17 protein-coding genes are annotated in these 20,465 nt (G+C 72.7%); 5 read left to right on the top strand and 12 right to left on the bottom strand.

Annotation, left to right across the window (positions count from 1 at the left end; all coding sequences use genetic code 11):
- Genes AB0B41_RS16055 through AB0B41_RS16040 form a run of 4 tightly spaced genes read right to left on the bottom strand, consistent with a single transcriptional unit; the run spans position 1 to position 3,745 of the window.
- Complete coding sequence (locus AB0B41_RS16055; RefSeq protein WP_358203582.1) at positions 1–873, bottom strand: SDR family oxidoreductase; 873 nt, start codon at positions 871–873, stop codon at positions 1–3.
- Positions 870–1,661 carry an enoyl-CoA hydratase/isomerase family protein gene (locus tag AB0B41_RS16050; protein WP_358203580.1) on the bottom strand — a complete coding sequence of 264 codons (792 nt, stop codon included), beginning with the start codon at positions 1,659–1,661 and terminating at the stop codon, positions 870–872. Before AB0B41_RS16050 ends, AB0B41_RS16055 begins: the two co-directional genes overlap by 4 nt.
- Positions 1,658–2,560, bottom strand: a complete 903-nt coding sequence (locus tag AB0B41_RS16045; RefSeq protein ID WP_358203578.1) for an acyl-CoA dehydrogenase family protein — start codon at positions 2,558–2,560, stop codon at positions 1,658–1,660. The genes AB0B41_RS16050 and AB0B41_RS16045 overlap by 4 nt, the downstream gene beginning before the upstream one ends.
- Before the next feature lie 27 nt (positions 2,561–2,587).
- Positions 2,588–3,745, bottom strand: a complete 1,158-nt coding sequence (locus tag AB0B41_RS16040; RefSeq protein ID WP_358203575.1) for an acyl-CoA dehydrogenase family protein — start codon at positions 3,743–3,745, stop codon at positions 2,588–2,590.
- A gap of 109 nt (positions 3,746–3,854) precedes the next feature.
- Here AB0B41_RS16040 and AB0B41_RS16035 point away from each other — a divergent pair, with 109 nt between their 5' ends.
- On the top strand, positions 3,855–4,700 hold the full coding sequence (locus tag AB0B41_RS16035) for an enoyl-CoA hydratase/isomerase family protein (RefSeq protein ID WP_358203573.1): 846 nt from the start codon (positions 3,855–3,857) through the stop codon (positions 4,698–4,700).
- Between the two features lie 132 nt (positions 4,701–4,832).
- On the opposite strand, the gene AB0B41_RS16030 is transcribed toward AB0B41_RS16035, so the two are convergent.
- The 3 genes from AB0B41_RS16030 to AB0B41_RS16020 are packed head-to-tail and all read right to left on the bottom strand — an operon-like array spanning position 4,833 to position 7,355.
- Positions 4,833–5,633, bottom strand: coding sequence for an SDR family NAD(P)-dependent oxidoreductase (locus AB0B41_RS16030; RefSeq protein WP_358203571.1), 801 nt, complete (start codon positions 5,631–5,633; stop codon positions 4,833–4,835).
- 13 nt (positions 5,634–5,646) lie between these two features.
- On the bottom strand, positions 5,647–6,453 hold the full coding sequence (locus tag AB0B41_RS16025; protein WP_358203568.1) for an enoyl-CoA hydratase-related protein: 807 nt from the start codon (positions 6,451–6,453) through the stop codon (positions 5,647–5,649).
- A gap of 44 nt (positions 6,454–6,497) precedes the next feature.
- A complete protein-coding gene (locus AB0B41_RS16020) occupies positions 6,498–7,355 on the bottom strand; it encodes an acyl-CoA thioesterase domain-containing protein (RefSeq protein ID WP_358203566.1) in 858 nt (285 codons plus the stop codon).
- A gap of 157 nt (positions 7,356–7,512) precedes the next feature.
- Between AB0B41_RS16020 and AB0B41_RS16015 the strand changes: the two genes are divergently transcribed.
- Genes AB0B41_RS16015 through AB0B41_RS16005 form a run of 3 tightly spaced genes read left to right on the top strand, consistent with a single transcriptional unit; the run spans position 7,513 to position 11,356 of the window.
- A complete protein-coding gene (locus tag AB0B41_RS16015; RefSeq protein ID WP_358203563.1) occupies positions 7,513–8,292 on the top strand; it encodes an SDR family NAD(P)-dependent oxidoreductase in 780 nt (259 codons plus the stop codon).
- A gap of 20 nt (positions 8,293–8,312) precedes the next feature.
- The gene (locus AB0B41_RS16010; protein WP_358203561.1) at positions 8,313–9,821 is read left to right on the top strand and encodes an AMP-binding protein; all 1,509 of its coding nucleotides are present in this window, start codon (positions 8,313–8,315) and stop codon (positions 9,819–9,821) included.
- A gap of 29 nt (positions 9,822–9,850) precedes the next feature.
- Entirely contained in the window at positions 9,851–11,356 is a 1,506-nt protein-coding gene (locus AB0B41_RS16005; RefSeq protein ID WP_358203559.1) for an AMP-binding protein, read from the top strand.
- An 84-nt stretch (positions 11,357–11,440) separates the two neighbouring features.
- On the opposite strand, the gene AB0B41_RS16000 is transcribed toward AB0B41_RS16005, so the two are convergent.
- The 4 genes from AB0B41_RS16000 to AB0B41_RS15985 all read right to left on the bottom strand — a co-directional run bounded on the left by AB0B41_RS16000 (position 11,441) and on the right by AB0B41_RS15985 (position 15,520).
- The gene (locus AB0B41_RS16000; protein WP_358203556.1) at positions 11,441–12,313 is read right to left on the bottom strand and encodes an SMP-30/gluconolactonase/LRE family protein; all 873 of its coding nucleotides are present in this window, start codon (positions 12,311–12,313) and stop codon (positions 11,441–11,443) included.
- Positions 12,314–12,395: 82 nt separating this feature from the next.
- The gene (locus tag AB0B41_RS15995) at positions 12,396–12,560 is read right to left on the bottom strand and encodes a hypothetical protein (RefSeq protein ID WP_358203554.1); all 165 of its coding nucleotides are present in this window, start codon (positions 12,558–12,560) and stop codon (positions 12,396–12,398) included.
- A 459-nt stretch (positions 12,561–13,019) separates the two neighbouring features.
- Positions 13,020–14,432 carry a YfjI family protein gene (locus AB0B41_RS15990; protein WP_358203610.1) on the bottom strand — a complete coding sequence of 471 codons (1,413 nt, stop codon included), beginning with the start codon at positions 14,430–14,432 and terminating at the stop codon, positions 13,020–13,022.
- A 185-nt stretch (positions 14,433–14,617) separates the two neighbouring features.
- Entirely contained in the window at positions 14,618–15,520 is a 903-nt protein-coding gene (locus AB0B41_RS15985; RefSeq protein WP_358203552.1) for a bifunctional DNA primase/polymerase, read from the bottom strand.
- Positions 15,521–15,581: 61 nt separating this feature from the next.
- On the opposite strand from AB0B41_RS15985, the gene AB0B41_RS15980 reads away from it, so the two are divergent.
- A complete protein-coding gene (locus AB0B41_RS15980; RefSeq protein ID WP_358203550.1) occupies positions 15,582–16,166 on the top strand; it encodes a hypothetical protein in 585 nt (194 codons plus the stop codon).
- Here the strand turns inward: AB0B41_RS15980 and mobF are convergent.
- On the bottom strand, positions 16,163–20,419 hold the full coding sequence (mobF, locus tag AB0B41_RS15975; protein WP_358203548.1) for a MobF family relaxase: 4,257 nt from the start codon (positions 20,417–20,419) through the stop codon (positions 16,163–16,165). The two genes, AB0B41_RS15980 and mobF, sit on opposite strands and share 4 nt — an antisense overlap.
- Between the last annotated feature and the right edge of the window lie 46 nt (positions 20,420–20,465).

The raw sequence follows: 20,465 nt of genomic DNA, 5'->3' as shown, positions 1-20,465 counted from the left end.
TCAGGCATCCCTCGGGGCGAGCCCGGGCTGCTCGCGCACCGGGACGAACTCGGGCATCCGTAGTCCGCGGCGTAGCCAGTTGGCGCCGTCGAGCACCATGGTGTGGCCGCTCAGGTAGGCCGCGTAGGGCGAGCAGAGGTAAGTCGCGGCCCAGCCCAGCTCGTGCACCCGCCCGGTGCGACCGGCCGGGATGGTGTCGGCGTCCGCCTCGCCGCCCCGCGGGCGCGACGCCCGCAGCGCGGCGTGGTGGTCGCCGTGCGGGAACAGCCCGGGAGCCAGGCAGTTCACCCGGATCCCGAGCGGCGCCCACTCCACGGCGAGGGACTGGGTGAGGTTCGTGATCCCGGCCTTCGCCGCGGCGGAGTGCGAGGTACCGGGGCCGCCCGTCCACGAGTAGGTCGCGCCGATGTTGAGGACCGCGCCGGGCTCGCCGCGGGCGATGGCCCGCCGCGCGAACTCGGTGGAGCAGAGGAACGTCCCGTCGAGCACGATCCCGGTGACGGCCCGCCAGGCGTTGTAGGACATGTCCTCCGCGGGCACCGGGAAGTTCCCGGCCGCGTTGTTGACCAGCACGCCGACCGGGCCGAAGGCCTCCTCGGCGGCGTCGAAGGCCGCCGCGACCTGCGCGGGGTCGCGCACGTCGACGGCGACCCCGACGGCCTTCCCGCCTGCGGCCTCGACTGCCTCGATCCCGACGGCCCGCTGGTCCGCCCGCCGCCCGGCGACGACGACCGAGGCGCCGAGCCTGCCGAACTCCACGGCCATGCCCTTGCCCAGACCGGTGCCCGCGCCGGTGATCAGGACGACCACGCCCTCGTAAGTCCCCGGCGGCAGCATCGCGGTACCGAGGGCGGGCGGCTCGAGGAGGCTCATGATCCGCCACCCAGCCGCGCCGCCTTCCGGGCGCGGTAGTCGGCGCCCGAGAACAGCGCGACCTGGGACACCAGCTCGGCGTGCAACGCGTGGTCCCGAGCGCCCCGCCACATCCCGTCGACGGTCTGTTTGATCATGGCCAGGGCCTCCTGTGGCATCGCGGCGAGCTCGGCGGCGACCTCCCGGGCGCGCTCGTCGAGCTGCGCGGCGGGGACGACCTCGTCGACCAGTCCCCAGGCCAGCGCGGTCGCGGCGTCGACGGAGCGGCCGGTCATCAACATCCACTTGGCGCGCGACGGACCGGCCAGAATCGTGGCCAGTGCCGCGCCGCCGGTGTCGGTCATCAGCCCGTAGCGGATCTCGGGGAAGGCCATCCGCAGGTCCTCGGCGGCGATCCGGACGTCGGCGGCGAGCGCGGACTCCAACCCGCCGCCGAGCGCGTTGCCCCGCACCGCGGCGACGACGGGCTTCGGCGAGTCCAGCTGGAGGAGCCGGGTCTGCTGGTGGCGGCGAACGAACGAGAGGTCGCTCTCCCCGGCGACCCGCTCGCCGAGCTGCGCGGTGTCCCGGCCGGAACAGAACGACGGCCCCTCTCCGCGGAGCAGGATCACCCGCGCTGCGGGATCGGCCAGTGCTTCTGTCCACAATGTACAGAGCCGCTCGTGCAGCGCGTCGTCGACCGCGTTGTGCCGGTGCGGTCGGTTCAGCGACAGCGTCGCGATGCCGTCGGCGACGACCAGCGTCGCCACCTCGGCGGGAGCCGCATCGGTCATGTCCGTCGCCGTCATCCCGCCCACCGCAGCGCCGTGACCGCCCCGGCGTGCCCGCCGATGCCGCCGAGCTCGGTGCGCAACGCCTGGGCCCGCATGGTCCACAGGTGCAGGTCGTATTCCTCGGTGAAGCCGATCGCGCCGCTGAGCTGGTGCATGTCCACGGCGACCTCCCGCGCGGCCATCGTGGCGTACGTCGCGGCGGTCGCCGCCGACTCGGCGTCGCCGTGCCAGGCCGCCGAGCGCGCGGACCACCGGACGCCCTCCACCCACACGTAGGCCTCGGCGAGCCGGTGCTGCAGCGCCTGCAGCGAGCCGAGCGGTCGGTTGAACTGGGTGCGCTGCGCGAGGTACTCGCTGGTCAACGACAGGGCGGCGTCGAGCAGACCCGCGACCTCGGCGGCGAGCGCGACCCGCCACCAGGCCGCCATCCGTGGGCCCGCGCCCGGCAGCACCCGCCCCCCGGACAGATCGACCCGGGCGTACGGGAGCACGTACCCGGTCTCCACCCGCTCGGCTTCGGCCGGCTCGACGACCCGCACGTCCGGCCCGTCGAGCACCAGGACGACGTCCGCGTCGGTCCCGAAGCGGATCGGGCCCGGGTTCGCGGCGTCGGCGAGGGCGATCCGCGGGGGAACCGGTCCGTCGAGCACCTGCGGTGCCACCAGCGCCCGGGCCCCGACGTGCACGGCGGCGAGCGCACGCGCGGCGGCCTCGGTGACCAGTGCGGCGTCGAGCGGGCCCGCGTTCGGGTCGAGCGCGAGATCCAGGAAGCCCGCCTGCTCGAGTGCCGCGAGCAGTGTGTCGTCGTGCCGGTCCCGCAGTTCACGGGCGCGCGCCGGGCCCGCCTGCCTGCCCAGCAGTGACTCGACCACCTCGAGGGTGGCCTTCTGGTCGGGGGACGGGACGTAGTCCACCGTCGTCTCCTCCTCGTCGAGGTCGGGTCAGGAGCGGGGCAGCCCGAGGATCTGGCCCGCGATCAGATTGAGCTGGATCTCGTAGCTGCCGCCCGCGATGCCGGCGGTGAGCGCCTGGCGGTAGGTGCTGTCCTCGAAGGTCTCGGCGACCAGCGCCTCGGGTCCGAAGACGTCCAGGCCCAGCTCGGCGACCAGCCGCTCCGCCCGGACCATCGCCGCGCGGGCGGGGTAGGCGGTCGCGGTGCCCTCGATCTCCTTGGCCCGCTCGTCGACGACCCGGTAGACCATCCAGCGCGCGGCCTCGACGAAGGCGCGCGCCTCGCCGAAGCGGCGGGCGACGTCCGCCCCGGCGAGCAGCCCCTCCTTCGCCGCGCGCTCCGCCAACAGGTCGAGCACCAACGCGGCCCGCTCCCAGCGCGCCGCGCCGACGCGCTCGAACTGCAGCGCCCGCCGCACGATCGGCCAGCCGCCGTTCTCCGGGCCCAGCCGGGCGGAGGCGGGCACCCGTACGTCGGTGAAGAAGATCTCCGCGAACGCCCCCTCCCCGACGATGTCCGGGATCGTGCGCACCTCGACGCCGGGGGTGTCGATGGGGAGCAGCAGGATCGAGATACCGCGCTGCTTCGCGGCGTCGGGATCGGTGCGCACCAACAGGAACAGCCACTCGGCCGACGGTGTGTGCGAGGTCCAGATCTTCTGGCCGTTCACGACGTACTCACCGTCGTCCTCGCCACCCTCGCGGACCGCGCGGGTGCGCAGCGAGGCGAGGTCGGACCCGGCCTCCGGCTCGGAGAACCCCTGGCTCCAGAAGGCCTCGCCGCGCGAGATCCGCGAGAGGTGCTCGCGCTTCTGCTCCTCGGTCCCGGCCAGCATGATCGCCGGTCCGATCCAGTTGACGCTCATGTACTGGGAGCCGCGCGGCTCGCCGACCGACCACATCTCCTCGGAGAGGATCACCGACTGCCAGGCGGACTGCTCACCGCCGCCGTACTCCTTCGGCCAGGCCGGGGTCAGCCAGCCGCGCTCGGCGAGCTTGTGGGTGAAGTCGACGACGCGGGCCTTCTCCTCCGGAGTGATCACCCGCTTGTGGACCGGGTTCGCACGCCAGCCGGGCACCTCCGCGTCGATGAACGCCCGCAGCTCGGCGCGGTATTTCTGCTCGGTCTCGGACCACCCGAACTCCACGGCGTCTCCTCTCGACGCAACCTTGCGTCTCGACATAGAGTATCCCGAAGAATGGTTTGACACCATGCTTCGCGGCGTCGAACCCGAAACAAGGGGGCCGGAATCAGCCGTGACGACCGAGCAGCAGACACCGGAACGTGACGGCGTACGCGTGCAGCCCGGGCGCATCGCCGTAGTCACCCTCGACCGTCCCGAACGGCTCAACGCGCTGACCGGGCGGGCGATCGCCGCTCTCTCGCGCGCCTACGCCGACCTCGACGCCGACGACACGGTCCGCGCGATCGTCCTCACCGGAGCCGGACGGGCCTTCTGCTCGGGCGCGGACCTCAGCCGGCGCGGCGGTGCCTTCCAGACCCCACGGGACCCGGCGACCTACCGCTCGTCACCCCCGCGGCCGCTCGCCTTCCAGCTACGCAAACCGGTCGTCGCGGCGGTGAACGGGCACGCCGTCGGACTGGGGATGACGCTCGCGCTGCACTGCGACGCCCGGATCGTGGCCCGCGAGGCGAAATGGGGGGTGGTGCAGGTCCGTCGTGGCGTGGTGCCCGACGCGCTCGCCCACTGGACCCTGACGCGCAGTGTCGGCACCGCGCGAGCCGCCGAGATCTTGTTGTCCGGCAGGCTGTTCACGGGGGAGGACGCGATCCGACTGGGTGTCGCGAACCGGGTGCTGCCCGCCACCGAGGTACTGCCCGCCGCGGTCGAGCTCGCCGCGGAGATGGCGGCGGGCTCCCCGCTGTCGGTGGCACTGAGCAAGCGGATCCTGTGGTCGGCGGCCGATGGCTCCGCGTCCCTCGTGGACGACCTGGAGTCCGAGGCCCATCGCCTCCTGATGGGCAGGCCGGACGCCCTGGAGGGCGGCCAGGCCGCCTTCGAGGGCCGGGATCCCGAGTGGACCGCGTCGGTGGACGACTGGCCCACGGACGGCCCGTTCGCCGGCCCACCCATGGGCTGAGGCCGGTGAGATCCGGGCGGCGCCGTGGCCTACCCGGAACTGAGTCGCTGTGATCGCGCAGCTCCGGTACCTGCGCCGGGTCACGACGGCTCCCTTGCCGTCGAACCACGGGGAACAGGCGGGTAGGTCCGTTCACCTCGGCTCGTCGATGTCCGCGAGGAGGGCCTCGACCCGGGCCCGAGCGACGGGCCCGCTGCCCGGATTGCTCAGCACGTGCACCCGGCCGGCCTCGATCCCGACCATGGCGGCCTCGGCGACCTCGTCGGGCGAGAGCGCGGAGCCTGCCGGTCGCGCCGTCTCCTCGGTCGTCCCCACGCCCGCCGGCCGGTTCTGCAGTGACGTGCGGTGCAGGTCGGTCTCGACCATTCCGGGGCAGAGCACCGTGGCACCCAGTTCCGCGCTGACCGCCTTGAGCTCCACGTCGAGGGTCTCCGTGAGCCCCACGACGGCATGCTTGGCGGCGTTGTAGGGCGTGCGCTGGGGCAGCGCGATGAGCCCGCCCATCGAGGCGGTGTTGAGCACGTGCCCGCTCCCCCGCTCGACCATGTGCGGAACGAAGGCATGCACGCCGTTCACCACGCCCATCAGCGACACGTCCACGATCCAGCGCCAGGTCGCCAGGTCCTGCTCCCACATCGGGGCGGTGGGACCGGTGACGCCGGCGTTGTTGGCAATCAGGTCCACCCGGCCGAACAGCTCCAGGGGCGCCTTGGCCAGCCCTGCCACGGACTCCGGGTCCGTGACGTCGGCCGGCAGGCCCACGGCCGTGGCCCCCGTCTCGCGCAGCCCGGCGGCGGCGCTCTCCAGTACGTCCGCCCGCACGTCGGTCAGCACCACCGACAGCCCCCGCTCGGCGAGCTGTCGCGCCAGGCTGAGCCCGATCCCGCTCGCAGCCCCGGTGACGACGGCGACCTGACCTGTTCCGAACCTCACGACGTATCTCCTGTCAGGTGGTCCACTTCGGCTCGCGGCGCTCGGCGAACGCCTTCGGGCCCTCCGCGAAGTCCGGGTGCGCCCAGTGCATCCGGAGCAGGGCCCAGCCGTACTCCATGGCGTGCTTGTAGCCCATCTCCTGGGCGCTCCAGAGGGCCTGCTTCGACAGCGACACCGCGTGCGGGGAGTTCTTCACGATGTCCGCGGCGATCTGCTCGGCGGTGCTGAGCAGGTCCTCCGGCGCGACCAACTCGTCCACCAGACCCAGCTGGTAGGCCCGCTCGGCGGAGAGCCGGAAGTTCTTCCCCTGCAACGTCATCCGCAGCGCGGTGCCCATCGGGAGCCGCTTGGTCAGCCCGATGTTCTCGATGGCGCCGACCATGCCGACGTTGACGTGGGTGTCCATGAAGGACGCGTTCGTGGAGGCCACGACGATGTCGGAGTCCACGACGAGGTGCAGCCCGCCGCCGTTCACCAGCCCGTTGACAGCGGTGATCACCGGCTTCCACACCCGGTTCTGATGCGGGGACCAGAACACCTCGTCGGTCATGGGGCCGTCACCCGCGCTGACCCGGCCGTTGGTGGCGACCGCGTTCACGTCCGCGCCGGTGGAGAAATGCCGCTCGCCCGTGGCGGTCACGATGGCGACCCGGATCTCCGGGTCGTCTCGCACCTCGTCCCAGATCGCCCGGGCACGCGCCTGCATGTCCCCGGTCAGCGCGTTGCCGCGGTCCGGTCGGTTCAGGGTGATCCGGGCGATGTGCCCGTCCCGCTCGTAGAGCAGGTCGTCGAAGGGCTCGCTGAGGTCAGCGGGATTCATCTGGCACCTCCATGTGCGGGGACGGTCGGGAACGGACGCTGGGGTCACGGGTCGAGCAGTACTTCCTGCCCGAACGACGCGACGGGGATACCGTCGGCCAGCCGGACGGCGCCGCGGGCGAAGCCTCGCCCGCCTGCGTTCGACTCGGCCTTCGCCTCGACCAGCACCCAGTCCCCACGGGGGAACGGACGATGTATCCAGAGGGCGTGGTCGAGGCTCACGGAGCGGCGCTGCTCACGCATCGGCGCCCCGGGCCGCCGGGCGGAGCCACTGACCCCGATGTCGGTGAGGATCACGAGCAGGCAGGCGTCGAGCACCGGGTCCGGTGGGAGCGGCGAGCGCAGCCGAGCCCAGTACGGGTGCAGCCGAGCCGGGCCACCCCGCACGTGCGGGTGGACCGAGCGCACCTCGAACGGAGCCAGCGGCAGCGCAGTCGTCATGGGTGAGTCGAGGACCTCGCACGGCGGGCCACCGGCCTCCGTCGGAACGCTCCAGTCCGGAGTGGACTCCTCCGGGAGCCGGAACGCGGTCTCGACGTTCGCGACGAGCCGCCCGTCCGATCCGGTGACCGCGACCCGCCGGAGGGCGGTGGTCCGCCCGTCCCGGACCCTCTCGACCGCCAGTCCGACGGGGTCCCCCACCGTGCCCGGCCGGACGAACCGGGCGTGCAGCGAATGTGGCGCGAGCGCAGGCCAGCCCACGGGCACCGTGCGCGCCGCCGCCCGCAGCGCCAGGGCGAGCAGGTGGCCACCGAAGGCCCGCGCACCGTTGGTGGGCGGGACGACGGCGCCGAAGTGGTCCGACGCGCCCGTCGGCGCGAGGGCCAGCAGGCGGTCGAGCGAGACCTCAGCCTCGGCGCCCGGAACCTCCTTCGGCCCCGGCGCGACCGCGCGACCCACCACATTCCCTCCTCCGAGGCAGAGTGCACTCAAGATAGGCCGTCAGCGGAGCCCGGGACAACCCCGCGACCTGAGGAGAAGCCTGTGGTGAGGGCGTCAATTCGCCGCAGGGTCTTCCCGTGCGACGGGTAATGGAGTGTACTTTTTGACAAGCAACGACATGGAGGTGCCAATGGAGATCAAGGGCAAGAAGGCGATCGTCTTCGGCGGTGCGTCCGGGATGGGGCGGGCGACGGCAGAGCTGTTGGCCGCCCGCGGCGCCGAGGTCGCCGTACTCGACCGGCCGCAGTCCGCGGGCGCGGAGGTCGCCGCCGGCTTCGGCGGCTCCTTCCACGCGGTGAACGTCACCGACTTCGCGGGCACAGAGTCCGTCATCGCGCAGGCGGTCGACCAGCTCGGTGGCCTGCACGTCACCGTCACGACCGCGGGCGGCGGCATCGCCAAGCGCACGCTCGGCAAGGAGGGGCCGCACGACCTGGAGTCCTTCCAGGCCGTGCTGAACCTGAACACGGTCGCGACCTTCAACATCAGCAGGCTCGCCGCCGCGCACATGGCGCGTAACGAGGCCGAGGACGAGGACACCCCTGAGCGCGGTGTCATCGTCAACACCGCGTCCATCGCCGCGTTCGAGGGCCAGATCGGCCAGGTCGCCTACACCGCCGCCAAGGCCGCCATCGCCGGGATGTGCCTGACCATGGCCCGCGACCTGGGCTCCTTCGGCATCCGGGTGCTGGCCATCGCGCCCAGCCTGTTCTCCACCGGGGCCACCGTGAACGTGCCCGAGGAGATGTCGAAGGCGCTGGTCAAGGACGCCGCGTTCCCCAAGCGGATGGGCCGCCCGGAGGAGTACGCGAAGCTGGCGCTCGCCATCGTCGACAACCCCATGCTCAACGGCCAGTGCCTGCGCCTGGACGCCGGGCAGCGGTTCGCCCCGCGCTGACCCGCAGCGGAACGATCCCGATGACGACCATGCATCCCCGCAGGCTGCCGGACGTCCTCGCGGTGCGCGCCGCGCACACGCCGGACGTGGTGGCCCACGACGACACCACCACCACCCTCACCTTCGCCGAGTGGGACCGCCGCTGCAGCAAGGTCGGCGGCGGGCTGGCCGCGGCCGGGGTGGCCCCGGGCGACCGCGTGCTGCTCCCGATCACCAACAGGCACGCGACCGGGTTCGCCGTCGCGTACCTGGCCGCCATGCGTGCCGGTGCGATTGCGGTCCCACTGAGCCCGCGGCTGGCGCCGGCGGAGGTCGAGTACTTCGCGGGCCTCGTGGGCGCGAAATGGGCGATCACGGATGTCCCGGAGCGCATCGCCCACGTGTCCGTCCAGCGCACCTGGCACGTCGACGACATGCCCGCCGACCTCGGCGCGCTGCCCGAGCAGTCGACGCTGGACCCGACCGCGGACGCGGACATCGTGTCCACCTCGGGCACCACCGGCCGCCCCAAGGGCGTGGTGTTCAGCCACGAGGAGCTGGTCTCCCGGATGGGGGACGGCACCGGGACCGCCCGGTCGGGGCGGCTGCTGCACGCCCTGCCGTTCTCCGGCTTCGGCGGCTGCCACGGCCTGATGCTGTCCACCCTGCAGTTCGGCAGCACCCTGGTCACCCAGCCCGCGTTCGACGCCCACGGGTTCCTCGACCTCGTCGCGTCCCGCGAGCCGGACACGCTACACCTGGTCCCCTCGATGATCCGGCTGATCCTCGACCTACCGGACGTCGCCGGGCACGCCATGCCGTCCGTGCGCTGGATCATCACCGGCACGGCGCCCGTACCGCACGACAGCATCGAGCGGATGACCGCGCTGTGGCCGCACATCCGGGTGATCAACACCTACGGGATGACCGAGGGCTCGGTCGGCCTGTCCACGCAGGGGACCTCGGCCCGCAAGCCCGGATGCGTGGGGAAGCCCACCGTCCCGGGTACGGTCCAGATCCGGGACGAGTCCGGGGTCGTGGTGCCGGACGGAACGCCGGGCGAGGTGTGGACGAAGGCGCTCAGCCGTCGTCGGTACTGGAACGACCCGGACACCTCGGCGTCGACCTGGCAGGACGGCTGGCTGCGCACCGGTGACCTCGGCCTGATCGACGCGGACGGGGACGTCATCCTCACCGGCCGCGCCAAGGAGCTGATCATCCGGGGCGGGTACAACATCAGCCCGGCCGAGGTGGAGGACGTCCTGCACGCCCATCCCGCGGTGCGCGAGGCCGCCGTGATCGGGGTCCCGCACGAGGTGCTGGGCGAGGACGTCGCAGCCGCGGTGGTGCTCCGCCCCGCCGCGACCGCCGACCCCGCCGAGCTCGTGGAGTGGTGCCGCGCCCGGCTGGCCTCGAACAAGGTCCCGCGTACCGTCGTCGTGCTGGACGACATGCCCTACAACCAAAACGCCAAGGTCCTCAAGCGCGAGCTCGCCCCGCTGCTCGAAGCGGCCGCGCAGCAGCGCCGCGCCCAGGCCGCGGCCTCCTGATCCCCTCCCCGGAGTCGGAGTTCTCACCGATGAACGTCACGATGTTGCTGGACATGGCCGCCGACGGGTTCGGCGACCGCATCCTGGTCGGCACCCGCGAGGACGGCCTGTCCGGGGAGCGGCTGCGACGGCTGGCGGCCGGCGGAGCGACCCTGATCGCGGAGTCGGGCGCGGACGCCGTGCTCTACCTCGCGGTCAACGGCCCCGCCTTCCCGGTCGCGATGTTCGCCGCCGCCCGGGCGGGCGTGCCCCTGGTACCCGTGAACTACCGCCTCGGCGCCGAGCAGCTGGACTCGCTGGTCGCCAACCATCCGAAGGCACTGGTGGTCGCGGACGCCGGCCAGACCGCGGTGATCGAGCGGGCCGGGCTCGCCGCGCGCACCCGGGCAGAGTTCCTCGCCGCCGCGGAGAGCGCCCGGCCCGGGGAGAACGAGCCCTTCGTCGACCCGGACTCGGCGGCGGTGATCATCTACACCTCCGGCACCACCTCAGCGCCGAAGGGCGTGGTGCTCCGGCACTCCAACCTGGTCTCCTACGTCCTCGGGACGGTGGAGTTCGGCAGCGCGGACGAGGCGGACGCGGCACTGATGAGCGTGCCGCCCTACCACATCGCGGCCGTGTCCAACGCGCTCACGAACCTCTACGCGGGCCGCCGGGTGATCGTGCTGGAGGCGTTCACCCCGCAGGACTGGGTGCGGACCGTGCGCGAGCAGGAGATCACCAACGCGATGGTCGTGCCGACAATGCTCGCCCGGATCATGGACGAGCCCGGGCTGGAACGCGCCGTGCCCTCGCTGCGGGCCCTGGCCTACGGCGGCGCCGCCATGCCGCGCCGCATCATCGAGCAGGCGCTGCGCGAGTGGCCGCACGTCGGCTTCGTCAACGCCTACGGTCTCACCGAGACCAGCTCCACGATCACCGTGCTCGGTCCGGACGAGCACCGCGAGGCGCAGGACTCCGCCGACGACGTGGTCCGCGCGCGGTTGTCGTCGGCGGGCCGGGCGGTGCCCGGCATCGAGATCGAGGTGCGCGGTGAGGACGGGCAGGCGGTCCCCGCAGGCACCCCCGGCACCGTCTGGGTACGCGGCGAGCAGGTCTCGACCGAGTACTCGGGTAAGGGCTCCTCCCTGGACGCTCAGGGCTGGTTCTGCACCCGCGACCAGGGCAGGCTGGACGCCGAGGGCTATCTGTTCATCGAGGGCCGCGTGGACGACACGATCATCCGCGGCGCGGAGAACATCGCTCCCGCGGAGATCGAGGACGTGCTGCTACGCCATCCGGACGTGGCCGACGCCGTGGTCGTCGGGGTGCCGGACGACGAGTGGGGCCAGCGGATCGAGGCCGTCGTCGTCCCGCGCCGGGGCACGGACCTCGACGAGGCAGCGCTCGCCGAACTGCGGGACATCGTGCGCGGCACCCTGCGCAGCTCCAAGACCCCGGACCGGATCCTCTGCTGGCCGGAGATCCCGCGCACGCCGACCGGCAAGCTCCTGCGCCGCGATGTCGTCGCGGGGTTGGCACCCACGCCGAACTGACGGCTTCCGGGGTGGGGTCGGGGTGCCCCGACACCACCCCGAGGCCCAGGTTCGACAGATGCCCCCGTGCGCGCGGCAGGGTGCTCAGGGCCGACCGGCCCCCGGGACGTCGACGTCGATCGCCACGATCCGGCCCTGCGGATCCGTCCGAGCCTCGTGCATCGGCCGGACCGGCCCGACGGTCAGGTAGAGCGTTCGCCGCTCCGGTCCGCCCAGCACGCAGGCGACCGGCGAGTCCATGCCGAAGTCGATCTGCCGGTCCAGCGTGCCGTCCGCGAGGAAGCGGAACACACCGTGCCCCTTGGGATCCGCAACCCAGACTGCGTCCTCGGCGTCCAGGCAGACCCCGTCCGCCCAGGTGCCCGACGGCAGGTGCGCCAGGTCGCGGCGCTCGCCGAGCGTGCCGTCCGCCGCGATGTCCTGGACCGAGATCCGGTGCAGCCGGGTCTCCGCGACCACGAGCCGTCGCCCGTCCGCGGTGACCGCCACCCCGTTGGGCCGCCAGAGCTCGCCCTGCTGCAGCTCGACGCTCCCGTCCGGGCGGACGAGGCAGACCCCGGTGGCCTGGCGCTTCTCCCCCGCGGCGGCGTCGTAGCCGAAGCCGGTCACGTAGGCGTTCCCGTTCGGGGCCACCACCATGTCGTTGAGGTCGGCCGGCACCGTGCGACGCAGGTCGGCGTGCAGCCGGGCTCCGTCCGCGTCGACGCGGTACACCGTGCGCCGGTGCATCGACACGGCAAGCAGTGTCCCGTCCGGCAGCCAGCCGAGCCCGGAAGGCGTACCCGGGATGATGCCGACGTCCTCGGCACGCGCCGGAGCCCCGGGCTCGTCCACCAGTCTGCAGATTCGCTCGCGGGCCATGTCCGAGAACCACAGCGCGCCCTCGTGCCAGCGCGGCCCCTCGGCGAACCCGATCCCCGAGACGACCAGCCGCCCCGTCCCCTGCTGCGCGGTCACATCGGATCCCTTCCTCGGCAACTCTAAGAGGTCACTATATGACGCCAACAGCTCTCGGTCCCGTACGGAGCGCCGCTCGGGGTCAGAAGGCCGTCGACCCTACCGGGATCGCGATCTGCGTGCTCTCCAGGAACTTCGCGAGACCCGCGATGCCGACGAAGGGGCGGACGTGGTTCTCCAAGTACCGCGTGCACATCAGAGGCGTGCTCGCGCTGACGTCGACAATCTCGAGGTAGAGGTCGGGCAACGGGTTGACCGTCGCCGAGGTCCGCGGGCTCCGGCATCGTCGATCTCGTCGAGCACCCAGCGAGCGACGAACTGTCGGACACTGCCTACGCTCTGCCCCGCCGTTTCGTCGACGGACACCCGCCGGTCGCAACCGCCTCGGTGCGGCAGATGACGTGGCGCAACAGCGCTGCGCCCGCGTGTCCGCCCAGGTCCCTCAGCGCGGGATCTCCGGGAAGATGAGTGTGCTCGGGCGCTCCGGGCCGCGCAGGACCTCGATGGTCGGCGGTGTCGGCTCCACGGGGGTGTCGAAGACGTCCGGTCGATCAGGTTCAGGGTCATATGGACCCGCTGCCCCGGGCGCACCAGGAAGGACGTTGGGAAAGCGCTACGTTTCTCGGACACCCCCGGCCCTGCGGCAGCGATGGTCAGCGAGGCGGCTCCGCCTCTGCCGCAGAAACCGCAGAAATCGCAGAATTCGTCAGCCGGGCTTTTCTGCGGTTTCTGCGGTTTCTGCGGCACGGGGGTGGACGGTCCAGGTCGGAGATGCTCGGCGACCTCGTCTCGGCCTCACCATCTGCTCCGCAGCGCGAACGAAGCCGTGGTCCTCGAGCAGATGCAGGGCTGGGTCGAGGTCGGCTACCTTCTGGAAGCGCGACCTGGACAGCGCGGAGAAGGCATCACGGCGGCTGAAACTCGTCAGCTGGGCTCGAACGATCCACTCGAGCACGACTCGGGCGTCGTCCACGGTGGGGTCGGCGCCCATGCGGTCGAAGACCGCGAGGGCGTGGGCGAGGAAGTACTGACCGAGGCGGGCGGCGGCGTCGACCTGGCGAGCGGCGACGGGCTGGAGCCACGCGGTCGGCAGGGTCTCGGCGAGGTGCAGCAGGCCGGCGATTCGGGCGGTGGCGCCGGTAAGTTTGGAGGCCCAGTCGGTGATGTGAGCCAGCTCGGCGTGCGGGGCCAGCTTGGGTTCGAGGGTGCGTTCGAGGTCGAGGACGCGGTGGTTGGCCTCGTCGTTGAGGCGCAGGCGCAGCGGTTCGGGCTGGTCGGCAAGGGTGACGACCAGGCGGGCGAGGCGGCTGGTGTACGTGCGGTCGACCGGTGCGGGGACGGCGGCGGCGCCGACGCGGCGGCGGCCGACGGTGTTCTCCGGGAGTGAGTAGAGGATGCGGGCGAGCAGGCCGCGGCCGCGGAAGCCGGGCATCTTGGCGATATCGGTGAGGACCTCGGGCTGCAGGGCGAGGCCGATGGTCAGGGCCGGCTTGGGGACGTGTTCGGCGGGGCGGCCCTTGCGGTCGACGCGGAGCAGGTCGCCTGCGTGGCCCTTGAGGAACACCTCCAGCGATGGGACGCCACCGGAGTAGCGGCCGGCCAGTGTGGAGAAGATCCCACCCTCGGCAGAAAGCACGGCGAGGCGGCCGCCTTGTTCGGCGAGCAGGGACGCAGCAGCTTCGGTGGTGACGTCGTCCGCGATCAGTCTCGGGAGCGGTGGGACCACGATCTCCTCGGCGGCGATCGCCGCGTCCTGGGCAGAGGCGAGGGCTTCGTCGCGGGTGAGCCGGTTGCGGGCTTGGGTGGCGTCCTTGGCGCGGCGCTCGGCGTCGGTCAGAGCTACCTTCTTCGCCAGCTCGGCTTCGACGATCAGAGGACGCACTTGCTCGACAAGGGTCTGTTCCGCTTCGAGCAGCGGGGCGGTCATGGCGGCGAACACGGCGCTCTTGCGGGAGCCGGGTGGCATCGCGACCACCGTGTAGAGGTTGAGCGGCTCGCGCCAGCCCGGCCGTACTTCGAGCTCGGCACGCCCACCGGCCGCCGTGGAGAGTGCAGCGAGGGCGAGACAGCCGGGGAGGTCGAGTGGGGTCTGGGTGAACTCGGCGACCGCCAGGACCATGTCGGCCACCCACGGCGGGAGTGCATCGACCGGGAACGGCGGCACCAGCCGCCGTGGAGTCAGCGGCGCGGGGTCGGCGTCCCAACCGGGTGTTGCGGGCTGGTCGTCGCCGTGCAGGACGGCGAGGCGGCGGTCGGCGTCGAGGCCGGTGAGGATGTCGTGGGCGGTCCGGCGGGACCGGGAGGTCACCGTGGGTCTCCTATCGGAATCCGTCGCGGTCGCAGGCCACCGGCGGCGAGGCCGGAGCGGATGGTGGCGTCTGCTTCGACGGGTGGGAGGCCGATGGCGGCCGAGGCTTCGGCCAGGGCAGCGACGGCAAGCCCTCTGGGGAGGACGTCGGCGGCGACGAGTTGGCCGAGGGCGAAGGCGGCGCGGTTGAGGGTGTCGTTGCGGCAGCCGGGATGCGCCGCCAGGACGGTTTCCAGCTCGCTGTGCAGCGCCGCGGCGGCGTAGCGGGAGCGGCGGCCGACCACGTCGAGGAGCGGGGCGAAGTCGCGTCGACGCGGGGGGCGGGGTGGGTGGGGCACCGGCTCGCGCAGCCGGTCGGCAATCCATTCCGGTAGTGGTGCGACGACGTCGTGTCCGTTGCTGCGGTAGCGGCGCCCCCGCACGATCGAGCCCGCGGCGACGACGTAGCCGCCACAGGCGCGGATGTCGATGAGCCAGCCGAGGCGGCCGGCCGAGTTGCGAATACGGAGGCCGTCGGGTGCGCGGAAGTAGAGGTGCTCGCCGCCGGAGGCGGTCTGCACGCTCAGCGTCTCGAACGGTGCTGGCTGCCCGGCTTCGTCGGCCAGGGTCGCGAGGACGTCGACGCCGTCGCCTATCCCGGGGCGGTCCCATTCGCGTGGTCGCGGCGCACCGTGAGCGGGGGTGTCGAGGTCGACGACTACCAAGGAGGAAGGCCCACAGGCGAGCCCGATATTGAATTTTCCCTGTGACCAGGCCCTGCGAATGCGTGCCTCGTCGGTGGTTGCGCGGGCTTCCCAGTCGCGGACGGCGGGCCTCTTGTCGTTGGGTCGCAACGGGAAGACTCGCCAGCCACGGGCTGCGTGGGCGAGGGCCGAGCGCAGTAGGTCAGGCTCGGTCATCGATGTCACCTCCCGGCATGAGGCGGAGAACAGGTCGGGGAACTGGCGCATACTCGGCGTCATGACGTGGACACCGACCGAGCCGCAGTGGACGGTCCCGTCGCTCCACGAGATCGCCGACCTGCACTGGCTCGCCTACGCCGACGCGACCGAGTCGGGCTCGGGACGCGCAGCTGGGATCGTCGCGACGCTGGCGTGGGTCCGCGGTGGACAGACCGCGCCGGTGACCGGCCGCGAGGAACGCCCGGTGAGCCAGGCCCTGGCTGAGGCGGAGCTCTGGGTTGCTCGCGCAGCCCTCGCACCAGACGCTGCTCCGCCCGCTCACGCTCTGTCCCAGACACTCGGTGTCGACTACTGCCCACCGCTCGACGTTCCGCCCACCAGAGCCGAGGGCACTGCAGCAACCCTGGGTTGGCTGCTCGGCACGAACGCGTCTCCCCCACTGCCGTTGCCGGCAAGGCGCCCCGACGGACAGCTGGCCGACGCTCATGAGCTGGTCGAAGCTGCGATGGCGTCGGCGCCGCTCAAGATCTGGGGACCAGAGCAGCGTCATGCCGCCCGGAACGAGGCACAGGCGACTGTGGAGCGGTCGCGGCGCCTGACCGCGCGGATCGCGGCGGCGCGGCAACGGGTGCAGTCGGGCTAGCGTTCGGCGACGGCTTCGGCGTCCCACTCCGGGACCTCCTCTCGGGTCTGCTGCCAGGCAGCCACGTCGCGGACGGCGGCGTCCTCGGCCTCGCGCTGGGCGTCTGCTGCATCGCGGGCGGCGATCTCGGCGAGCGCGAGCTGCGCGCGGCCCACGGCTGCGGTGGTCTCGTCGACTGTCGGGATCCGCCCTCGGCTGTCCTGGGCGGTCTCACTGGGCTCGGCAACGCTGATATCTCGGACGTCGGGCACGTCCGTCCCGATGCCGGCGCGCAGGTCACCGGACTCCGAGCGCTCGAGGTCGGCGACGTCCAGCTCCGTGATCTCGCGGTGCCGCTCCTCCTCGCGCTGGCTGGCGAGGTGCACCGCGAGCCACTCCTCGGCGGTCACGCGATCCACGGGGTGAGCGAGGTCGACACCGCGCGCGCCGAGCTCGACCCGAGCGCGCTCGGCCCGATCGCGGGTCTGAGCAGTGTGGACGAACCAGGCCGCGCGGGCCCGGTCGGCGACTTCGAGCTGCGCCGCCCGCTCGGCCAGCGACTCGGCCTCGGCGCGAGCCTTCTGCGCGGCGCCATGCAGCGCGTCCCGCTCGGCGTCGTCGGTGATGGTCTCGGCGCGGGCCGCCCAGATCTCTGCGTCGCCGGCCGTCTTCGTTGCCTGCTGGTGGACCTGATCGAGCTCGTCGCCGACCCACCGCGGCGCCCAAGCGGTCTCGCGCTGGTAGGCGCGGACCCGCATTCGCAGCTGCCCGTCGGTCAGATCTGCTTCCTCGGCGCCTGCGTCGGGCAGGTCGAGCGCACGGTGGGCAGCACGAAAGAGGGCAGCAGATTCGACGAGGCCAGCGGACGGTGCGGCGCCGAGCGGGTCATGGTCGTCGGTATGGCCGGCGTGCTCGCGGTAGGCGGCCGCCCAACCGGCTCGTCGTTCCCACTCCGCCCGCCCGACGACGTCGTCGGGTACGGACCCGAGCGCCGTCTGCGCCCACGGCGGCGGGTCGGACGCGAGTTCAGCGCCGAGTTCGTGACGGCGCAGGTCGACGGCCTCGGCCCGTTCCCGCAGCCAGTCGGCCCAGTCCGCAGGAGCGTCTCGCGGGACGAGATCGGCTGCGGACTCGATCTCGGGCGTCAGCCGGCCGTGCAGCGTGGTGGTGATGCGGTGGTGCAGCACCTGCGCCGGTGAGCGGGCGTCGTCGAGGCTGCGACCGTCGATCGCCCCGCGTAGGACAGCGGCGGGGTCGTGCCCGGCGAGCTCGGCGGTGCGCAGCAGCCGGTCCAGCGAGCTCAACGCCTCGTCGGCGGCCAGGCGTTCACGGATGCGCGGCGCGAGGACTCCGTCGACGGTGAGCTGATCCAACGTGGCCGCGGTCCGACCGGCCGTCACGTGACCGGCACCCTCGATGAGCTGCCCGGCATGGGTGAGGGTCGACCGCGCGGTGATCTGGGCCTGCTCGCGCTCCGCGAGTGCGGTCTGATCTGCCTCCGCCGCGGCGAAGACGTCGGCGAGGATCGCCCGAGCCGTACGGGGTTCGGTCTCCAGCGTCTGGCCGGGGAGCGCGTCGGAGGCGGTGGGGCGGGTGACGGTCCACGCGGTGTTGCGCTCCCGACCGCGGGTCAGCGCGACGTACACGGCGGAGGCGTCGGCGCCAGGGGCGAGGACGGAGTGTGCGGTGTCGACCGTGCGGCCCTGCGCGGCGTGCACGGTGCTGGCGTAGGCCAGCGCGAGGTGCGAGCGCACGTACTCCAAGGACAGCTGGATCGCCTCACCGCCCAGCACCGGCGTCACCGCCAGCCCGCCGTCGTCGCGAAGGGCGGTCACGCGGTAGGTGCTGCGGTTGATTGGCGCGCGGGTGTTCCCGGCGAAGCCGACCAGGTTCCAACCGTTGCGGCGCGCCTGCACGAGATCGCCGACCCCGGCGACGGTGCCCTGCAGCCCGAGCTCGACGCCGCGTTCCTCGACCCGACCGAGATCGACGAGCTGGGCGCGCAGCTCCGCGCTGACCCGGGCGGCGGCGTCGTTGCTGTCGACGATCAGCACGGAGTCGCGTCCGGCGAGGGTGTCGGCCAGCCACGCCCGGGCTGCTGAAGCCTCGGCCTGCTCGGGTGCGCCGGCGTCGACCAGTCGGCCGTGGCGTTGGTAGGCGTCGAGTGCGTCGGGTCGGCCCTCGCGCAGCTGCAGCGAGGCATGGCGTTCCCAGTTGGCGGCGAAGCGGCGGACCTCGCCGAGGTGATAGGTGATGCCCCGGTCGCCGACGTCGGCCAGCGCCCCTCCCGGTCCCACTGCGCCGAGCTGGCGGGGATCGCCCACGAGTAGGAGCTTGGCGCCGGCGGCATCACAGCGGCGGGTGATCTCGGCCAGCTCACCGGTCGAGGCCATCCCGGCCTCGTCGACCACGACCAGGTCGCCCTCGCGGGGCACCATGTCCCCCGGCGTGTTCGACAGCCACCGCGCGGTGTTCGCCGCCGTCAGCCCCTCCTCGGCGAGCAGGTCCGCCGCGACCTGGGACGGCGCCAGGCCGAGCACGCGGCGCCCGGAGGGCGTCCAGGCGTCGGTCAGCGCTCCAACGGTGAAGGTCTTGCCGGTGCCCGCCGCCGCGGCGAGGACCTCGACGCGTGCCCCTGAGGTCAGCACGCCCCGCACGGCGGCGGCCTGGTCAGCGCCGAGCTCGTGGCCAGACTCGGCGAAACGAGCCACGATCGCGTCGGCTTCGGCGGGATCGAGCGCAGCGGCACCGCGCACCACCGCGGTGCGTCGCAGCAGGCGTTCGGCGGCGAGCTGGCCGGGCGCGCTGTAGCGCTCCCCGCCCGGTCGCGCGAACATCGACGCCCCGTCCTGGCGACGCAGCTCGCTCGGCAACGAGTCCAGCACCGGCGGCGGAGTGATCGGCACAGCCTGAGCGAGCGCGGTGTCGGTCAGCTTCTCCAGCAGCGGCCGAACCTGGTCCGGTGGGATGCCCAGCTGGCCGGGCAGCTCGTCGGACACCGCGCGCATCAGATCCGCCCGCGACCACGACGCCCGCGCCGTGCCTACGTTGGCCAGCGCGCGCTCGACGACGTCCTCGACCGACCACTCCTCCGCCGCACCTTCCTTCTGGGCGCGCTCGACCACCTGATGCGCGACCTGGCTGAGCCCACCGGCGACGGCTTGCCGGGCCTCGGCCTCCCACCGGTCGAGGCGCTCGCCGAGCGACTCGCCGTCGTGGCTCTTCACCGCACGGGTCGCGAGGGTGGCCTGCTGGGCGAGCCGGGTGCGTTCCAGTGGGGAGGGCTCGCGCCCGAAGCGGGCGGTGAAGGCATCGACCAGCTCCCGCGTGCGGGCGGTGATGGCGTGTCGGCGGGAGGAGAACAGCTCCAGCAGCTCCGGTTTAATGCCGACGACCTCGCGCGCCCGCCCGTCCGGGCGGGTGGCCAGCTCCACCCCGAGTGTCCGCGACAGGTGCGCTTCCATGACCCGCTCGGCGATCGCACCCGCCGCACCCCGGTGGGCGTGGATGGTGCGGGAGTCCAGCGCCCGCCACTTGCCGTCGGCGGACTGGACGCGGTTGAGGATCGCGTTGTGCACATGCAGCTGCGGGTCCTGGTCGCGGGAGTCGTGCTGCAGGAACTGGGCGACGACGAACTCGTGGGCGTCCACCCACCGCCCACCGCCACCCCCGTGGTGACCAGCACGTGCGTAGCCGGCCGCGTCCTGCAGGTAGTCGAGTCCGGCCCGGGCCCCGGCGAGCACCGCGTTCTCCACCGCCTGCTGGTGCGCCGCCCACGCTGACGCCGCCCGCTCGTCTCCCGCCGCGCGGGCGTCGTTGGCGGCCCGCTCGAAGGCTGCTCCGAGCACCGTCACGCTCTTCGGCGCCGAGAAGGTCGCGTCGATGAACGCCACCGCTTGCCGCGAGGACTGCTCGGCCCGCGCGCGTAGCTCGGCCCGACGCTCCGGCCCTGCCTGCGGCTCAGCTGTCAGCAACTCTGCATAGATCTGCCCGGGCGACCGGAACTTCTTGTGCGGAGACGCGAGCGGCGCTGCCTTACCCCACGTCGATCGCGACTGCGCCGCGGGATCGCGCGGGTCGAGCAGGTGCGTGTAGACAGCCTCCATCAGCTCGGCGTCGACCTCGCCGGCGAGCCCGAGGCGCTCGGCCCCGGCCCCGTACCAGAGCCCGGCAGGCTCCCCGACAGCGACGGCGCCGGTGTAGTAGCCCTCCCGGCCGCCGGCCACAGGGCCGGTCAGGTAGCCGACGTCGTGGCCGATCGCGAGGCTCAGCACCGGCGCCCTCCGGCCGCGTCGCGCATGTCCATCGGATCGTGATGCC

This window comes from Pseudonocardia sp. NPDC049154, assembly GCF_040648315.1.
GTDB lineage: Bacteria > Actinomycetota > Actinomycetes > Mycobacteriales > Pseudonocardiaceae > Pseudonocardia.
The sequence above is the reverse complement of the archived record's forward strand: the minus strand, read 5'-3'. Positions and strand labels throughout refer to the sequence as shown.